The organism is Bradyrhizobium sp. U531 (assembly GCF_051710265.1).
Taxonomy (GTDB): domain Bacteria; phylum Pseudomonadota; class Alphaproteobacteria; order Rhizobiales; family Xanthobacteraceae; genus Bradyrhizobium.
The window spans coordinates 1,962,453-1,978,957 of sequence record NZ_JASVEN010000001.1 but is presented as its reverse complement, the minus strand read 5'-3'; the positions used below and the strand labels follow the sequence as shown (position 1 = coordinate 1,978,957).

At 64.5% G+C, this 16,505-nt stretch carries 17 protein-coding genes; 14 read left to right on the top strand and 3 right to left on the bottom strand.

Features of this window, described 5'->3' with window-relative positions:
- Window positions 1-89 precede the first annotated feature (89 nt).
- Entirely contained in the window at window positions 90-1,919 is a 1,830-nt protein-coding gene (locus QRQ56_RS09755) for an IlvD/Edd family dehydratase (protein ID WP_438739362.1), read from the bottom strand.
- A 136-nt stretch (window positions 1,920-2,055) separates the two neighbouring features.
- Window positions 2,056-3,156, bottom strand: coding sequence for a LacI family DNA-binding transcriptional regulator (locus QRQ56_RS09750; RefSeq protein ID WP_438739360.1), 1,101 nt, complete (start codon window positions 3,154-3,156; stop codon window positions 2,056-2,058).
- Window positions 3,157-3,358: 202 nt separating this feature from the next.
- Here QRQ56_RS09750 and QRQ56_RS09745 point away from each other — a divergent pair, with 202 nt between their 5' ends.
- The 12 genes from QRQ56_RS09745 to QRQ56_RS09690 all read left to right on the top strand — a co-directional run bounded on the left by QRQ56_RS09745 (window position 3,359) and on the right by QRQ56_RS09690 (window position 15,050).
- A complete protein-coding gene (locus tag QRQ56_RS09745) occupies window positions 3,359-4,426 on the top strand; it encodes an ABC transporter ATP-binding protein (RefSeq protein ID WP_438739359.1) in 1,068 nt (355 codons plus the stop codon).
- Between the two features lie 47 nt (window positions 4,427-4,473).
- Window positions 4,474-5,793 (top strand): ABC transporter substrate-binding protein, encoded by a 1,320-nt coding sequence (locus QRQ56_RS09740; RefSeq protein ID WP_438739357.1) that lies wholly within the window; start codon window positions 4,474-4,476, stop codon window positions 5,791-5,793.
- A 63-nt stretch (window positions 5,794-5,856) separates the two neighbouring features.
- Window positions 5,857-6,810, top strand: coding sequence for a carbohydrate ABC transporter permease (locus tag QRQ56_RS09735; protein WP_438739355.1), 954 nt, complete (start codon window positions 5,857-5,859; stop codon window positions 6,808-6,810).
- On the top strand, window positions 6,803-7,726 hold the full coding sequence (locus QRQ56_RS09730; RefSeq protein WP_438739353.1) for a carbohydrate ABC transporter permease: 924 nt from the start codon (window positions 6,803-6,805) through the stop codon (window positions 7,724-7,726). Before QRQ56_RS09735 ends, QRQ56_RS09730 begins: the two co-directional genes overlap by 8 nt.
- Before the next feature lie 65 nt (window positions 7,727-7,791).
- The gene (gene denD, locus QRQ56_RS09725) at window positions 7,792-8,778 is read left to right on the top strand and encodes a D-erythronate dehydrogenase (protein WP_438739351.1); all 987 of its coding nucleotides are present in this window, start codon (window positions 7,792-7,794) and stop codon (window positions 8,776-8,778) included.
- 24 nt (window positions 8,779-8,802) lie between these two features.
- Window positions 8,803-9,771, top strand: a complete 969-nt coding sequence (locus QRQ56_RS09720; protein WP_438739350.1) for a sugar kinase — start codon at window positions 8,803-8,805, stop codon at window positions 9,769-9,771.
- Window positions 9,772-9,814: 43 nt separating this feature from the next.
- A complete protein-coding gene (gene eda / locus QRQ56_RS09715) occupies window positions 9,815-10,465 on the top strand; it encodes a bifunctional 4-hydroxy-2-oxoglutarate aldolase/2-dehydro-3-deoxy-phosphogluconate aldolase (RefSeq protein WP_438739349.1) in 651 nt (216 codons plus the stop codon).
- Window positions 10,466-10,525: 60 nt separating this feature from the next.
- Entirely contained in the window at window positions 10,526-11,695 is a 1,170-nt protein-coding gene (locus QRQ56_RS09710; RefSeq protein ID WP_438739348.1) for an acetyl-CoA acetyltransferase, read from the top strand.
- A gap of 182 nt (window positions 11,696-11,877) precedes the next feature.
- Complete coding sequence (locus QRQ56_RS09705) at window positions 11,878-12,084, top strand: hypothetical protein (RefSeq protein ID WP_438739347.1); 207 nt, start codon at window positions 11,878-11,880, stop codon at window positions 12,082-12,084.
- Window positions 12,085-12,213: 129 nt separating this feature from the next.
- Entirely contained in the window at window positions 12,214-13,413 is a 1,200-nt protein-coding gene (locus tag QRQ56_RS09700; protein WP_438739345.1) for a CaiB/BaiF CoA transferase family protein, read from the top strand.
- Between the two features lie 144 nt (window positions 13,414-13,557).
- Complete coding sequence (locus QRQ56_RS09695; protein ID WP_438739344.1) at window positions 13,558-14,694, top strand: thiolase family protein; 1,137 nt, start codon at window positions 13,558-13,560, stop codon at window positions 14,692-14,694.
- Complete coding sequence (locus QRQ56_RS09690; protein WP_438739342.1) at window positions 14,691-15,050, top strand: Zn-ribbon domain-containing OB-fold protein; 360 nt, start codon at window positions 14,691-14,693, stop codon at window positions 15,048-15,050. Before QRQ56_RS09695 ends, QRQ56_RS09690 begins: the two co-directional genes overlap by 4 nt.
- Before the next feature lie 380 nt (window positions 15,051-15,430).
- Here QRQ56_RS09690 and QRQ56_RS09685 read toward each other — a convergent pair whose 3' ends face one another.
- Complete coding sequence (locus QRQ56_RS09685) at window positions 15,431-15,607, bottom strand: hypothetical protein (protein WP_438739341.1); 177 nt, start codon at window positions 15,605-15,607, stop codon at window positions 15,431-15,433.
- A gap of 29 nt (window positions 15,608-15,636) precedes the next feature.
- On the opposite strand from QRQ56_RS09685, the gene QRQ56_RS09680 reads away from it, so the two are divergent.
- Both QRQ56_RS09680 and QRQ56_RS09675 read left to right on the top strand, forming a co-directional pair.
- A complete protein-coding gene (locus QRQ56_RS09680) occupies window positions 15,637-16,164 on the top strand; it encodes a carboxymuconolactone decarboxylase family protein (RefSeq protein WP_438739340.1) in 528 nt (175 codons plus the stop codon).
- Between the two features lie 26 nt (window positions 16,165-16,190).
- The gene (locus QRQ56_RS09675; RefSeq protein ID WP_438739339.1) at window positions 16,191-16,493 is read left to right on the top strand and encodes a nucleoside triphosphate pyrophosphohydrolase family protein; all 303 of its coding nucleotides are present in this window, start codon (window positions 16,191-16,193) and stop codon (window positions 16,491-16,493) included.
- Window positions 16,494-16,505 lie beyond the last annotated feature (12 nt).

The window sequence follows — 16,505 nt, the reverse complement described above, 5'->3', positions numbered from 1 at the left end:
GGATGAGCGCGAGCGCGCGATATCCGGGGCGGTGTCCCGGGTGTCGCTTCGCTCACCCGGGCTACGTGCTCGCAATGACGGCGTCGCTGCTAGTGATTATCCCGCGCCACGCCAAACGTGCCGGCGACGTTCTGGTAGCGCGTGGCGAGCTCCATGCAGGCGCCGGTCGATTGCTGGCCGACGGTGTTGCGATAGATCTCCTGCCACGGCGTCTGGTTTTCGGGATGCTTGAAGCCGCCATTGGCCTTGAGCTCGGCGTGGCGCTTCTTCAGCTCTTCGTCCGAGATCAGGATGTTGGCGCTGCCCTTGTTGAGGTCGACACGGACCTTGTCGCCGGTCTTCAGGATCGCGAGGCCGCCATTGGCGGCGGCTTCCGGCGAGGCATTGAGGATCGAGGGCGAGCCCGAGGTGCCGGACTGGCGGCCGTCGCCGATGCAGGGCAGGGACAGGATGCCGCGCTTGATCAGCGCCGCCGGCGGCTGCATGTTCACGACCTCGGCGCCGCCGGGGTAGCCGATCGGGCCGGTGCCGCGGATGAACAGCACGCAGCGCTCGTCGATGTCGAGCGAGGCATCGTCGATCCGCTCGTGATAGTCCTCCGGCCCCTCGAACACGATGGCCCGGCCTTCGAAGGCGTTGAGGTCCTTCGGATTGCTGAGATAGCGGTCGCGGAATTCCTTGGAGATGACCGAGGTCTTCATGATCGCGGAATCGAACAGATTGCCCTTCAGCACCAGGAAGCCGGCGTCCTTCACCAGCGGCTTGTCATAGGCCCAGATCACGTCGTTGTCGGGGGCCGGCGCATCCTTGCAGTTCTCGCCGATGCCGCGGCCGTTGACGGTGACGGCGTTCTCGTGGATGCGCTTGTGCTTCATCAATTCGCGCACCACGGCCGGCACGCCGCCGGCGCGGTGGAATTCCTCGCCGAGATAGAAGCCGGCGGGCTGCATGTTGACCAGCAGCGGCACGTCGTGGCCGACCTTCTGCCAGTCCTCGATCGAAAGCTCGACGCCGATATGGCGGGCGAGCGCGTTGATGTGGATCGGCGCGTTGGTCGAGCCGCCGATCGCCGAATTGATCACGATGCAGTTCTCGAATGCCTCGCGGGTCAGGATGTCCGAGGGCTTGAGGTCTTCCCACACCATTTCGACGGCGCGCTTGCCGGTCTCGTAAGCGATCTGGCCGCGCTCGCGATAGGGCGCGGGGATCGCCGCGCAGCCCGGCAGCGAGAAGCCGAGCGCTTCGGCAAGGCCGTTCATCGTCGAGGCCGTGCCCATGGTGTTGCAATGGCCGACCGAGGGCGCGGAGGAGGCCACGATCTCCATGAACTCTTCATAGTCGATCTCGCCCGCGGCGAGCCGCTCGCGCGACTTCCAGACGATAGTGCCGGAGCCGGTGCGCTCGCCGGCATGCCAGCCGTTGAGCATCGGGCCACCCGACAGCACGATCGCGGGCAGGTTCACGGTCGCTGCCGCCATCATGCAGGCCGGCGTGGTCTTGTCGCAGCCGGTGGTGAGCACGACGCCATCGAGCGGATAGCCGTAGAGGATCTCGACGAGGCCGAGATAAGCGAGGTTGCGGTCGAGCGCCGCGGTCGGACGCTTGCCGGTTTCCTGAATGGGGTGGGTCGGGAATTCCATGGCAATGCCGCCGGCCTCGCGGATGCCCTCGCGGACGCGGTGGGCCAGCTCGAGGTGGTGGCGGTTGCAGGGGGAGAGGTCGTTGCCGGTCTGGGCGATGCCGATGATCGGCTTGCCGGACTGCAGCTCGGCGCGGGTCAGGCCGTAATTCAGGTAGCGCTCCATGTAGAGCGCGGTCATGCCCGGATTATGCGGGTTGTTGAACCATTCCTGCGAGCGAAGGTGGCGGCGAGAGCCGTTGCCGGCGGGGGCGTGCCCATTGGTTGGCTTTTTTGTCATTGGTTTCTCCTGCAATGCAAACGCACTGGCGTCCGTCCAACTACATCAGTCCCGGGGTGTCGGCTTGTGCGATGCCCAAGGGCGCGAATGATGGATCGCTGGCCCGCTGGCGGGTCGTTTCCTCACAAATACGATATTAGTCATGGCTACTTGGTAACGCTACCATTTTGTTCGGCGCACCCGCGGCCGAAAGGGCCGGCCTGCTGTCCGAATGGCGCGGCGACGAACTTTGCCGCTCGATCACCTTGAAGCCGAGATCGAGCACTGGCCGCTCCGGGCGCTGGCCGTCGATCGCCTCGATCAGCATGGTCGCGGCCGTGCTGCCCATCTCGTAACGGTTGGTGCGCACGCTGGTGAGGGTAGGGACGGCGGAGGCCATGAATTCGAGGTCGTTGAAGCCGACGATCGCGATCTGGTCGGGGATCGCGATCTCGCGGCGCCGGCATTCGAAGAGCACGCCGAGCGCGAGGTCGTCATTGGCGCAGAACACCGCATCGAGACCGGGCTCCCGCGCCAGGAGATCGGCGAACAGGGCGCCGCCGAGCGTGACCGAGGTTGGTGTTGCCGTGGTGACGACGAGGCGCTGCTCGAACAGGCCAGCGTCCTTCATGGCCGAGACATATCCGTCCAGCCGTCGCTGCACCCTGGGATCCATCCGCGCGCCGACGAAGCCGATCTTGCGGCGGCCCTGTTCGAACAGGTGCGCAACCGCTGCGCGGGCTGCGTCATAGTGCGAAAAGCCGATCATCATGTCGACCGGATCGGGGCCGACCTCCATGATCTGCACGATCGGGCAGTCGGCAGCCTCCAGCATGCTGCGCGATTCCGTGGTCTGGTCGATGCCGGTGACGATCAGCCCGGCCGGCTTCTGCGCAAGAAACAGGCGCAGCAGTTTCTCTTCCTGGAGAATGCTGTAACGGGTGTTGGACAGCTGGATCGAGTAGCGGCTGCCTTCGGACGCGTCGTAGATGCCGCGCAGTACGTCCGAGAACACGTTATTGGTGAGAGAGGGGATCAGGACGCCGATCACCTCGGTGCGTTGTGAAGCCAGTGCACGCGCCGCGAGATTCGGGACATAGCCGAGCTCTTTCGCCGCGCTCTCGACCCGCGTCCGCTTGGCGACCGACAGGGCCTCCGGATTACGAAAGAAGCGGGACGCCGTGATCGGGCTGACGCCGGCAAGTTCGGCGACTTCTGCCAGCCGGATCTTGCCTGACTTGGTGCGTTTTCGACCCATTTGCTGCTCTTAACACAGTCGGTCCCGCAAACAAAGGAACGTTGACAGCGCTACCAGCAACGACTAACCAAAGACAAATTGCCAAAACCGCACAAACTGCTGACAATGTAGCCCGCTAAGGTCGGGCTTCGTTCGGCGAAGTCTGAAAAAACAAGACGGTCGCGGCGCGAAAGGCGTCGTGGACTTTCGAGGAGGGAGCTAGATGTCGTCTGTGCAAATCCGCGACGTGCGGAAATCGTTCGGCAATTTTGAAGTCCTGCACGGCGTGACCGTACCGATCGAGGATGGCCAATTCGTCGTCCTGGTTGGCCCCTCCGGCTGCGGCAAGTCGACGCTTCTGCGCATGCTCGCGGGCCTCGAGAACATTACCTCCGGCACGATCTCGATCGGCGACCGCGTCGTCAACAATGTCCAGCCCAAGGAGCGGGACATTGCGATGGTGTTCCAGAACTACGCGCTCTATCCGCACATGACGGTCGCCGACAACATGGGCTTCTCGCTGAAGCTGCGGAATGCCGGCGCCGACGAGATCAACAAGCGCGTCAAGCGCGCCGCCGAGATCCTCGCGCTGGCGCCGCTGCTCGATCGCTATCCGCGCCAGCTCTCCGGCGGCCAGCGCCAGCGCGTGGCCATGGGCCGCGCCATCGTCCGCGATCCCCAGGTCTTCCTGTTCGACGAGCCCTTGTCTAACCTCGATGCCAAGCTGCGTGTCGCCATGCGGACCGAGATCAAGGAGCTGCACCAGCGGCTGAAGACCACGACCGTCTACGTCACCCACGACCAGATCGAAGCCATGACCATGGCCGACAAGATCGTCGTCATGCATGACGGCATCGTCGAGCAGATGGGCACGCCGCTCGAACTCTACGACAAGCCCGACAACCAGTTCGTCGCCGGCTTCATCGGCTCGCCCGCGATGAACTTCCTGAAGGGGCATGTGCGCGTCAACGGCGTTGCGACCTTCGAAGGACCGAACGGCGTCAAGCTGCCGCTCAAGACCGCGCCTGCGGCGTCCGACGGGCGTCCTGCGGTCTACGGCGTGCGGCCCGAGCATTTCACCATCGCGGACGACGGCGCCGAGGCCGAGATCGTCGTGGTCGAGCCGACCGGCTCGGAGACGCAGGTGTTTGCCAAGATCGGCGGCGAGCAGGTCGTCGCGGTGTTCCGCGAGCGCCATCAGTTCAACCCGGGCGACAAGGTCCGGCTGAAGCCCGATCCGTCGCTGGTGCACTTGTTCGACGACGCAACGGGAAAACGCCTGAACGCGTAGCGTAGCTTTAAGTCATTACAATAAAAAAGCATCACAGGGAGGACACCATGCACGACTTTACCCGCCGGACTCTGCTTCAGGGCGGCACGGCACTGGCTGCAACCGGCATGCTCACCGGGCCGGCACTGTTCGACTTCGCCAAGGCCTGGGCGCAGACCTCGCCCTGGAAGGCGGAGGCGGGCGCCAAGCTCACCGTGATGCGCTGGAAGCGCTTCGTGCCGGCGGAAGACGATGCGTTCAACGCGATGGTTGCTGCGTTCAAGGCGGCGACCGGCACCGAGATGAACGTGTTCAGCGAGTCCTTCGAGGACGTGCAGCCGAAGGCCTCGGTTGCGGCCAACACCGGCTCCGGTCTCGACCTCGCCTGGGGCCTGCACACGCTGCCGCAGCTGTTCCCGACCAAAGTGCTGAAGATGAACGACGTCGCCGATTATCTCGGCAAGAAGTACGGCGGCTGGACCGACGCGGCGGCCAAGACCTGCAAGCAGGGCGACGACTGGCTCGGCATTCCCGTCGCGACCAACGGCGGCTACATGACCTACCGCAAGTCGGCACTCGACAAGGCCGGCTTCAAGGAATTCCCGAAGGACTTCCCCGGCTTCCTCGAGATGTGCAAGGCGTTGAAGGCGAACAACACGCCGGCCGGCTTCGCGCTCGGTCATGCCTCGGGCGACGGCAATTCGTGGCTGCACTGGGTGCTGTGGGGTCACGGCGCCTACACCGTCGACCAGAACGACAAGATCATCATCAACTCGCCGGAGACGGCGAAGGCGCTGGAATATTGCAAGGCGCTGTACGAGGCCTTCATTCCGGGCACCGCGTCCTGGAACGATTCCTCCAACAACAAGGCGTTCCTCGCCGGCGAGCTCTATTGCACGGCGAACGGCATCTCGATCTACGTCGCCGCCAAGACCGACGCCAGCAAGAAGGAGCTTGCCGAGGACACCTATCACGCGCTCTGGCCGGTCGGACCGGTTGGAAAGCCGACCGAGCTGCAGCTCGCGCTGCCGATCCTCGCCTTCAACTTCACCAAATATCCGAACGCGGCGAAGGCATTCGTTGCCTTCATGCTGGAGAAGGAGAACTACGAGAAGTGGCTGGACGGCGCGCAGGGCTATCTGACCCAGACCCTGAACGGCTACGAGTCGGCGCCGATCTGGAAGGCTGATCCCAAGAACGAGGTGTTCTCGCAAGCCTCCAAGCGCACGTTGCCGGCGGCCGGTATCGGTCACGTCGGCGAGAAAGCGGCAACGGCCATCGCCGACTTCATCGTCGTCGACATGTTCGCCAACTACTGCACCGGCACCAAGGATGCGAAGGGCGCGATGGCGGAAGCCGAGCGCCAGCTGAAGCGCATCTATCGCTGATAGTCACGGGGCGGCCGGCCATCGGCCGGCCGCTCTTCAACATTTCGATCAGGGATATCGGGCATGGCTGATGTCGCACTTCCCCGGGCCAAGCCTCAGATGATCGAGGACAGCGCCTGGACCCGGCTCAAACACAATCGTAACTGGCTCGGCTTCTGGTTCATGGTGCCGGCCATGGCATTCCTGATCTTCTTCCTGGCCTATCCGCTCGGGCTTGGCATCTGGCTGTCCTTCACCGACACCCGCATCGGCCGCGTCGGGCACTTCGTCGCCACCGAGAACTATGAGTGGCTGTGGGACGATTCCATCTTCTGGCTGTCGGTGTTCAATACGCTGCTCTACACCTTCGTCGCCAGTGCCCTCAAATTCGCGATCGGGCTCTATCTCGCGCTGCTGCTGAACGAGAACATGCCGTTCAAGGCGATGCTGCGCGCGATGGTCCTGATTCCCTTCATCGTGCCGACGGTGCTCTCGGCGCTGGCGTTCTGGTGGATCTTCGACTCGCAATTCTCCATCATCTCCTGGTCGCTGAAGCATCTCGGCCTGATCAATCAGAACATCAACTTCCTCGGCGATACGACCTGGGCACGCATCTGCGTGATCTTCGCCAATATCTGGCGCGGCGTGCCGTTCGTCGCGATCACGCTGCTCGCCGGCCTGCAGACGGTGTCGCCCTCGCTCTACGAGGCTGCAACGCTCGACGGCGCCAGCCGCTGGCAGAATTTCCGCTTTATCACCTATCCGCTGCTGACGCCGATCATCGCCGTCGTGATGACCTTCTCGGTGCTGTTCACCTTCACGGACTTCCAGCTGATCTGGGCGATGACGCGCGGCGGCCCGGTCAACGCCACCCATCTGATGGCGACGCTGTCCTACCAGCGCGCGATCATCGCAGGCCAGCTCGGCGAGGGTGCGGCGATCTCCAGCGCCATGATCCCGTTCTTGCTCGCCGCGATCATGGTGTCCTGGTTCGGCCTGCAGCGTCGCAAGTGGCAGCAGGGGGAAAACAATGACTGATCTTCCTGCCTCGAAAGTCGACCTTAAGTCCGTCCTGGCGACGCCCGCGCGCGTCGATAACAGCGAGGGCATGAGCTATCTGCAATCGGTGCCGCGCCGGCTCGTGACGCTGTACCTGCCGCTCACCATCATCGTCGTCGTGCTGCTGTTTCCGTTCTACTGGATGGCGCTGACCTCGGTGAAGCCGGACGACCAATTGCTCGATCTCGACAGGTTCAACCCGTTCTGGACCTGGAATCCGACCTTCAAGCATTTCCACAAGCTGCTGTTCGAGAGCTATTATCCGCACTGGCTCTGGAACACGATGTATGTGGCGATCTGCGCCACGATTCTCTCGATCGTCGCATCGGTGCTCGCGGCCTATGCGATCGTGCGCTTGCGCTACAAGGGCGCCAATCTCGTCGGCGGCCTGATCTTCCTCGCCTATCTGGTGCCGCCGTCGATCCTGTTCATTCCGCTCGCGACCGTTGTGTTCCAGTACGGCCTGTTCGACTCGCCGCTGGCCCTGATCCTGACCTATCCGACCATCCTGATCCCGTTCTCGACCTGGCTCTTGATGGGCTACTTCAAGACCATCCCGTTCGAGCTCGAGGAATGCGCGCTGATCGACGGGGCGAGCCGCTGGCAGATCTTGGTCAAGATCGTGCTGCCGCTCGCCATTCCCGGCCTGATCTCGGCCTTCATCTTCTGCTTCACGCTGTGCTGGAACGAGTTCATCTACGCCCTGACGTTCCTGCAATCGACCAGCAACAAGACGGTGCCGGTCGCGATCGTCAACGAGTTCGTGGACGGCGACATCTATCGCTGGGGATCGCTGATGGCGGGAGCCTTGGCAGGATCGCTGCCGCTCGTCATCCTTTACGCCTTCTTCGTGGAGCATTATGTGTCCGCGATGACCGGCGCCGTGAAGGAGTGATCGCGGGGCTTGCCGAGGGCGCGCCAGGAGCGGCGCACCCCGGCCAATAAACAAGGAGTAAGCTCTTGCACATTCTGGTTCTGGGCGCTGCCGGCATGGTCGGCCGCAAACTCTGTGAACGGCTGCTGCGTGACGGCCGGCTCGGCAAGAGCGACATCACCAAACTGACCATGCATGACGTGGTCGAGCCGAAAAAGCCCGAGAAGGCCGGTTTCGCCGTCGAGACGGTGTCGGGCGATTTCGCGGTCCCCGGCGCGGCCGAGAAGCTGATCGCCGGCCGGCCCGACGTGATCTTCCATCTCGCCGCGATCGTCTCGGGCGAAGCCGAGCTCGACTTCGACAAGGGCTACCGCATCAATCTCGACGGCACGCGGATGCTGCTCGACGCTGTCAGGCTCGTCGGCGGCGGCTACAAGCCGCGCGTGGTGTTCACGTCCTCGATCGCGGTGTTCGGCGCTCCGTTCCCGGATGCGATCGGCGACGAGTTCTTCCACACCCCGCTGCTCAGCTACGGCACGCAGAAGGCGATCGGCGAATTGCTGCTGGCCGACTATTCTCGCCGCGGCTTCCTCGACGGCATCGGCATCCGCCTGCCGACCATCTGCATCCGTCCCGGCCTGCCCAACAAGGCGGCATCGGGCTTCTTCTCCAACATCCTGCGCGAGCCGCTGGCCGGCAAGGAAGCGATCCTGCCGGTGTCCGAGGACGTCCGCCACTGGCACGCCACGCCGCGCTCGGCGGTCGGCTTCCTGCTCCACGCCGGCACCATGGACCTCGAAAAGGTCGGCCCGCGCCGCAACCTGACCATGCCGGGCCTGTCGGCGACGGTCGGCGAGCAGATCGCCGCCTTGACGCGGGTGGCGGGTGAAAAGGTCGCTTCCCGCATCAAGCGCGAGCCTGATCCGTTCATCGTCGGCATCGTCGGCGGCTGGCCGCGCAACTTCAACGCCAAGCGGTCGCTCGAGCTCGGCTTCACCACCGCCGAGAAGACCTTCGACGACATCATCCGCATTCACATCGAAGACGAGCTCGGCGGCAATTTCGTCGCCTGATCTCCGGCAGAGCGGGCCCTGGTGATGGCGAGCGTTGCTTGCATCGGCGAATGCATGGTCGAGCTTCGGCAGGCGCAAAGCGGCGCGTCTGCCGGGCAGGGCGGCGGGCTGTACTCACGCGGCTTCGGCGGCGACACCCTCAACACCGCCGTGTATCTCGCGCGGCTCGAGGTCAAGGTCGACTACCTCACTGCGCTCGGGGACGATGCCCTGAGCGACGAGATGATCGCCGCCTGGAATGCGGAGAACGTCGGCACGCGGCGCGTCGCCCGGCTCGCGGGCAAGCTGCCCGGTCTCTACATGATCCAGACGGATGCGAAGGGCGAGCGCCAGTTCTTCCACTGGCGCGACAGCGCAGCGGCGCGGCAGCTGATGAGCCTGCCGGAGACCGACGAGCTGCTCAACTCGCTGATGAGCTACGACATTGTCTATCTCTCGGCGATCACGCTCTCGATCTACGATTCCGCCGGCCGCGACCGCCTGTTCGCGGCGATCAAGCGCGCGCGCCTGCTCGGCACCCGCTTCGTGTTCGACACCAATTTTCGTGCACGCGGCTGGCCGGACCGCGATGTCGCGCGCGAGGTGTTTGCCGCGGCCTTTGCCGCCGCCGACATCGTGCTGACCTCGACCGAGGATCTGCTGGCGCTCTATCCGGGCGAAAGCCACGAGCAGTTGATGGCGCGCATCCCGACTTCGGAGCTGGTGTTCCGTCTCGCCGAGCCGGTCAGCCTGTTGCGCTTCCCCGGGGCGACCCACGAGGTTCGCGCCGAGCCCATGACCAATCCCGTCGTCGACACCACGGCGGCCGGCGACAGCTTCGCCGCCGCCTATATCGCGGCCCGGCTTGCCGGTTCCGATCCGGTCGAGGCAGCCCAGGCCGGTCATCGCCTCGCCAGCGTCGTGATCTGCTATGCCGGCGCCATCATTCCGGGCTATGCCATGCCGCCGAAGAAGCGGCACCGGTCGACACCGACGCGTCAAGCGACCAAGTAGGCGACGAAGCAAAGCGACGCACGACAACGAAAAGATCCCTGAGATGCCCACAGCTGCCCAACAGAACCACCTCGTCGCGCTGTTCAAGGCTGCGACCGTCATTCCCGTCCTCACCATCGAGCGCATCCAGGATGCCGTGCCGCTGGCGCGCGCGCTGGTCGCCGGCGGCATCCGCACGCTGGAGGTGACCCTGCGCACGCCCGTGGCGATCGAGGCGGCGAGGGCGGTGATGGCCGAGGTCCCCGAGGCGGTAGTCGGCATCGGCACGATCCTCAATCCGGCCGACTTCACCCGGGTCGAGAAGCTCGGCGTCGCGTTCGGCATCAGCCCGGGCCTGACCCCCGATCTGCTGAAGGCCGCGGCCCACAGCTCCCTGCCGTTCGCACCGGGCATCGCAACGGCGTCCGAGCTGATGATGGCGCTGTCGCATGGCTTTGACGTCGCAAAATTCTTCCCGGCCGAGCAGGCCGGCGGCATCAAGGGTCTGCGCTCCCTCGGTGGGCCGTTCCCGAACGTCCGGTTCTGCCCGACCGGCGGGGTCGGGGAGGCCAATGCGGCCACCTGGCTCGCCGAGCCCAATGTGGTCGCGGTCGGCGGTTCCTGGCTGTGCCCGACGGCGGAGATCAGGAGCGGGAACTGGGCCGGCATAACTGCCATCTGCCAGCGCACGCTTCAGGCCCTGAAAGGCGCGTGAAGTCTTGCCATCCCTCAGCTAAGACTTAGCTCAGGAAGAGACCCCCAGGGAGACATGACCATGACTGCCAGCATCGTCGGATGGGCGCATACGCCGTTCGGCAAGTTCGACACCGAAACCGTCGAAAGCCTCGTCACCCGGGTCGCCAATGAGGCGATGGCCGATGCCGGCATTTCGGCCGGCGATGTCGACGAGATCGTGCTCGGCCATTTCAACGCCGGCTTCTCGCCGCAGGATTTTACCGCTTCGCTGGTGCTCCAGGCCGACCCGAAGCTGCGCTTCAAGCCCGCGACCCGCGTCGAGAATGCCTGCGCCACGGGCTCCGCCGCCGTGCATCAGGGCCTGCGCGCGATCGCCGCGGGCGCCGCCAAGATCGTTCTGGTCGTCGGCGTCGAGCAGATGACCCGCACGCCGGGTCCGGAGATCGGCAAGAACCTGCTGAAGGCGTCCTATCTGCCCGAGGACGGCGACACGGTCGGCGGCTTCGCCGGCGTGTTCGGCAAGATCGCCAGCTCCTATTTCCAGAAATACGGCGACCAGTCTGATGCGCTGGCGCTGATCGCGGCCAAGAACCACAAGAACGGCGTCGCCAATCCCTTCGCCCAGATGCGCAAGGATTTTGGCTTCGACTTCTGCCGGGCCGAGAGCGAGAAGAACCCCTATGTCGCCGGTCCCCTGAAGCGCACCGACTGCTCGCTGGTCTCCGACGGCGCCGCCGCCCTGGTGCTGGCCGATGCCGAAACCGCCAAGACCATGGGCAAGTCGATCGGCTTCCGCGCCACGGCGCATGCCCAGGACTTCCTGCCGATGTCCAAGCGCGACATCCTGCAGTTCGAGGGCTGCACCGTTGCCTGGCAGCGCGCGCTGGAAAAGGCCGGCATTACGCTCAACGATCTCTCCTTCGTCGAGACCCATGACTGCTTCACGGTCGCCGAGCTGATCGAATACGAAGCGATGGGCCTGACGCCGCGAGGGCAGGGCGCCCGCGCCATCAAGGAAGGCTGGACGCTCAAGGACGGCAAGCTGCCGGTCAATCCGTCCGGCGGCCTGAAGTCGAAGGGCCATCCGATCGGCGCCACCGGCGTCTCCATGCATGTGATGACCGCGATGCAGCTGGCAGGCCAGGCGCCCGAGGGCATGCAGCTGAAGAACGCAAAACTCGGCGGCATCTTCAACATGGGCGGTGCTGCGGTCGCGAACTACGTCTCCGTGCTGGAGCCGCTGAAGTAGGCCTCGTAGGTGCGTAGGGTGGGTTAGCCGAAGGCGTAACCCACCGCTTTGCTTTCCACGGCGACCAAGTTGGTGGATTACGCCTTCGGCTAATCCACCCTACATTCCTTGCGTTAGATCATGGTGGGCCCGCTTCGCTTGGCCCACCTTAACGCTCCTGATTGATTGGCGAGACGCGCATCATGAGCAATGACTACGAAGACTCTCTCTCCATCGACGCACTCAACGATCGCATCGCGATCCTCGAGGACAATATCCGCCAGCTCATCGAGCAGGCCGCTGCTGCTTCAGGCGAGCAGAACGAGTCGCGTATTGCCGACCGGATCAGCCAGCAGAACGACGAGCTCGACAGACTCCTCAAGATCCGCGAATCCCGCCAGAAGAAATAGCGGCCGGTATCACCGCGCGACGCATGCGGCCATACGCCGGCCGCCCTTGCGCGCGCGGCATCACTGCCCTTAGCTGGACCGAAATCGCGGGGCCGATCCTTGAGCCCTTCGCGCAATCGGGAGCGAACCATGGGGCCGCTGAAGGGCATCAAGGTCGTCGACATGACCACCGTGCTGATGGGCCCGTATGCGACCCAGATGCTCGGCGATTACGGCGCTGACGTAATCAAGGTGGAATCGCTCGACGGCGACGTCACCCGCCTGATCGGTCCGATGCGCCATGCCGGCATGGGGCCGGTGTTCCTCAACACCAACCGCAGCAAACGCTCGATCTGCCTCGACCTGAAGAAGCCCGCCGGGCGCGAGGCCGTGCTGCGGCTCCTGAAGGACGCCGACGTCCTCGTCTACAACGTCCGTCCGCAGGCGATGGCGCGGCTTCAGCTCGGCTACGATGTCGTCTCCGCCATCAACTCGCGCCTCGTCTATGCCGGCGTGTTCGGCTTCGGACAGGACGGGCCTTACGCGGCGAAGCCCGCCTATGATGATTTGATCCAGGGTGCCACCGCGTTGCCCGCCTTGATGGCGCAGACCGGAGACGGCGTGCCGCGCTACGTGCCGAACGCGCTGGTCGATCGCATCGTCGGCCTCACCGCCGTCGGGGCGATCTGCGCCAGCCTGGTGCACCGCGACCGCACCGGGCGCGGCCAGCGCGTCGATATCCCGATGTTCGAAACCATGGCGGGCTTCGTCATGGGCGACCACATGGGCGGCCTCACCTATGAGCCGCCGCTCGACAAGGGCGGCTATGCCCGCCACCTCTCGCGCGACCGCAGGCCCTACAAGACCTCGGACGGCTATCTCAGCGTCATCGTCTACAACGACAAGCAGTGGGAGAATTTCTTCAAGGCGACGGGGCGCGAGGATCTCCGCGCCGATCCCAAATTCGCAACCTTCGCCGGCCGCGCTGCCAATATCGATGTCGTCTATGCTGAGCTCGCCCGCATCTTCGAGATGCGCACCACCGCCGAGTGGATTGACCTGCTCACGAAGGCGGACGTGCCCGTCATGCCGATGCACGATCTCGGCTCCATCCTGCACGATGAGCATCTGGAGGCGACCAACTTCTTTCCGGTCGTGACGCATCCGACGGAGGGCGCGATCCGCAGCATGAAGGTGACCGCGACCTGGTCGGAGACCGAGGCCGAGCCGGTCCGGCTGGCGCCGCGTCTCAACGAGCACGGCGCGGAGATTCTTCGCGAGATCGGCTATTCCGAAGCTGAGATCGCCGCCATGGTCCGCGACGACGTCACGCGCTCGGCGCCGGAGTAGGGGGCGATTGATGGCGAAAAATCTCTCATCCGTCATTCTGGGGCGCGCCCCTTGGCGCGAGCCTGGAATCCATAACCACCATCGGGAGTATGGATTCCGGGCTCGCGGCTTCGTCGCGCCCCGGAATGACGAGGAGAGAGCACGATGAGCTTCATCACCGGCGTCGGCCTTACGTCCTTCGGCAAGCATGAAGGTTCGTCCTCGCTCGACCTGATGAGCAAGGCCGCGCAGGCCGCGCTCGACGATTCTGGGCTCAAGCGCTCCGAGATCGACGGCATCCTCTGCGGTTACTCCACAGTCTCGCCGCACATCATGCTCGCCACCGTCTTCGCCGAGCATTTTGGTATCCGTCCGTCCTATGCCCACGCCGTGCAGGTCGGCGGCGCCACGGGGCTGGCGATGACGATGCTGGCCCATCATCTCGTCGTGTCGGGCGTCTGCCGCAACGTGCTCGTCGTCGCCGGCGAGAACCGCCTCACCGGGCAGAGCCGCGATGCCTCGATCCAGGCGCTCGCGCAGGTCGGCCACCCCGACTACGAGGTGCCGCTCGGTCCGACCATTCCCGCCTATTACGGCTTGGTCGCCACGCGCTACATGCACGAATACGGCGTAACCGAACAGGACCTCGCCGAATTCGCCGTGCTGATGCGCGCCCACGCCTGCACACATCCCGGCGCGCAATTCCACGATCCCATCACAGTCGCCGACGTCATGGCCTCGAAGCCCGTGGCGATGCCGCTGAAACTGCTCGACTGCTGCCCGGTGTCGGACGGCGGTGCCGCCTTCGTCATCAGCCGCGAGCGGACCGGCGAGGCGGGCGTGCGCATCCGCGGCTGCGCGCAGGCCCACACCCATCAGCATGTCACGGCCGCGCCCGCACTCAGCGAGCTCGGCGCCGAGATCTCCATCGCGCGCGCGAAGGAGGCTACCGGCCTTGCGATCTCCGACGTGCGCTACGCCGCGATCTACGACAGCTTCACCATCACGCTCGCGATGCTGCTGGAAGACCTCGGCCTGGCCGGCCGCGGTGAGGCCGCCGCGAGCGTGCGTGCGGGTCATTTCGGTCGCGACGGGGCCATGCCGCTCAACACCCATGGCGGCCTGCTCAGCTACGGCCATTGCGGTGTCGGCGGTGCCATGGCGCATCTGGTCGAGGCGCATCTGCAGATGACAGGACGGGCGGCCAACCGGCAGGTGCGCGATGCCTCGATCGCGCTGCTGCATGGCGATGGCGGCGTGCTGTCGTCCCACGTGAGCATGTTCCTGGAGCGGGTGAGATGAGCGAGCGTCTGGCCGACTGGACCAAGGGCGAAGAGGCCATCACCTACCAGACCTGCGCCTCATGCGGGCATGTCCAGTATTTCCACCGCGCCTTCTGCGCGGCGTGCGGCGAATCGGATTCGCGCGAGCAGCGCGCCAGCGGCGAGGGAAGGGTCTACGCCACTTCGCTGGTCTGCCGCGCCGCGACGCCCGAGACGCGCGCGCACGTGCCCTACAACGTCCTGCTGGTGGATTGCGCCGAAGGGTTCCGCATGATGGCCCACGGCGAGAACGACCTTGCCATCGGCGATTCGGTCGTCGCGAGCTTCAAGCCGTTCGCCGGCAAGCTGGTGCCGTTCTTTGCGAAAGCCAAATAGTGAAATTCGAATGTAGCCCGGATGGAGCGCAGCCAAATCCGGGGCTCTCGCCTCGCGGAACGACTTTCCCGGATTGCGCTACGCTCCATCCGGGCTACACGCCAAAGATGGGATTCGTCATTCGGGGGCGGTCATACGACCGAGCCTGGAACGGGATTCTGGGCCTGGCCTGTGCGAGAGCCACCCCGGAATGACGAAAACTCTCAAACTCTGAACTAACGCCCGTAGAACAAGATGCTGGCGATGACGAGCATCGCCGTCACCGCCAGCATATGCGCGAGCGCTCCCGAGGCCGCCCCCTTGGTGGCTTCCTTCATGCCGTTTTCTCCCTAGACTTGGGCGTGACTCATCGATGCACGGTGAAGCGCAAAGACGGCCAATTATTTTACTCGGAACACCCCTTGCGAGTATTCACCGCGATTTGTCCCCACGCGGCGAATATCGACTGTGCCAAGGTCGATCAGCAATGCGGCGGCATTTTGACTCGATGTTGTTGCTCCTGCGTCCACGCACGAATAGAGTTTTTGAGGACCTATCCCGGCAACGACAATGAGCATCAAAAACTCAGAAAAACTTCAGGAAAATCATGGCCCGCATCGATTACAGCGACCCGTCCAAGGCATCCGACCGCACGCGCGAGATCCTCGATAAGAACCGCAACGCCAACATCTTCCGCATGATGGCGCACTCGCCGAGCTACTTCGAGCAATATTGCCGCCTCGGCGGCGCCATCCGGCACAAGGGCGAGCTCGACCCTGTCGTGCGCGAGCTTGCGATCACCCGCACCGGCATCCTGTGCGAGGCGCCGTACGAGATCGTCGCGCACAAGCGCATCGGCAAGAATGTCGGCGTGACTGACGCGCAGAACGAGGCGCTGGAGAACTGGCAGGCCGCCAAGTGTTTTGATGAGACGCAGCGCGCTGCGCTCGCCTTCACCGACGAGATCGTCAAGCTGAAGAAGCCGACCGACGCGACCTTCAAGGCGATCGCGTCGAAGCTGACGCCCGCCGCATTGGTCGAGCTGCAGCTCTCGGTCGGGTTCTACATCATGACGTCGAAATTCCTGGAGACGTTCGAGATCGATCTCCAGCCGGTCACTGAAGTGGTCGGCTGACCCCAAAGACGCGGCGAGGGATGCCGATGACGATCGACGACTACGCGGCCTGGGCCGCAACCATTGCCAAGGTCGATGAGCATCCGTCCAACGAGCGGCTGTCCTATCTCGGGCTCGGCCTCGCCGGTGAAGCCGGCGAGGTCGCCGAGCACATCAAGAAGCTGCTGCGCGACGACTGGCTCGACAAGGCCGGGCTCGTCGATGAGCTCGGCGACGTCGTCTATTACTGGGCCTGCCTGTGCGCCGCGACCGGCCAGAAGCCGTCCGAGCTGCTCGACAAGAGCGCGGCGAAGATCAAGCGGCGGCTGAGCGAGGCGGCGAGCCGGTAGTTTAAGTGTGAG

Excerpts from the sequence above, each read along its gene's own strand:
- QRQ56_RS09755 (WP_438739362.1), bottom strand. The coding sequence starts at position 1,919 with ATGACAAAAAAGCCAACCAATGGGCACGCCCCCGCCGGCAACGGCTCT.
- QRQ56_RS09750 (WP_438739360.1), bottom strand. The coding sequence starts at position 3,156 with ATGGGTCGAAAACGCACCAAGTCAGGCAAGATCCGGCTGGCAGAAGTC.
- QRQ56_RS09745 (WP_438739359.1), top strand. The coding sequence starts at position 3,359 with ATGTCGTCTGTGCAAATCCGCGACGTGCGGAAATCGTTCGGCAATTTT.
- QRQ56_RS09740 (WP_438739357.1), top strand. The coding sequence starts at position 4,474 with ATGCACGACTTTACCCGCCGGACTCTGCTTCAGGGCGGCACGGCACTG.
- QRQ56_RS09735 (WP_438739355.1), top strand. The coding sequence starts at position 5,857 with ATGGCTGATGTCGCACTTCCCCGGGCCAAGCCTCAGATGATCGAGGAC.
- QRQ56_RS09730 (WP_438739353.1), top strand. The coding sequence starts at position 6,803 with ATGACTGATCTTCCTGCCTCGAAAGTCGACCTTAAGTCCGTCCTGGCG.
- QRQ56_RS09720 (WP_438739350.1), top strand. The coding sequence starts at position 8,803 with ATGGCGAGCGTTGCTTGCATCGGCGAATGCATGGTCGAGCTTCGGCAG.
- eda (WP_438739349.1), top strand. The coding sequence starts at position 9,815 with ATGCCCACAGCTGCCCAACAGAACCACCTCGTCGCGCTGTTCAAGGCT.
- QRQ56_RS09710 (WP_438739348.1), top strand. The coding sequence starts at position 10,526 with ATGACTGCCAGCATCGTCGGATGGGCGCATACGCCGTTCGGCAAGTTC.
- QRQ56_RS09705 (WP_438739347.1), top strand. The coding sequence starts at position 11,878 with ATGAGCAATGACTACGAAGACTCTCTCTCCATCGACGCACTCAACGAT.
- QRQ56_RS09700 (WP_438739345.1), top strand. The coding sequence starts at position 12,214 with ATGGGGCCGCTGAAGGGCATCAAGGTCGTCGACATGACCACCGTGCTG.
- QRQ56_RS09695 (WP_438739344.1), top strand. The coding sequence starts at position 13,558 with ATGAGCTTCATCACCGGCGTCGGCCTTACGTCCTTCGGCAAGCATGAA.
- QRQ56_RS09690 (WP_438739342.1), top strand. The coding sequence starts at position 14,691 with ATGAGCGAGCGTCTGGCCGACTGGACCAAGGGCGAAGAGGCCATCACC.
- QRQ56_RS09685 (WP_438739341.1), bottom strand. The coding sequence starts at position 15,607 with ATGCTCATTGTCGTTGCCGGGATAGGTCCTCAAAAACTCTATTCGTGC.
- QRQ56_RS09680 (WP_438739340.1), top strand. The coding sequence starts at position 15,637 with ATGGCCCGCATCGATTACAGCGACCCGTCCAAGGCATCCGACCGCACG.
- QRQ56_RS09675 (WP_438739339.1), top strand. The coding sequence starts at position 16,191 with ATGACGATCGACGACTACGCGGCCTGGGCCGCAACCATTGCCAAGGTC.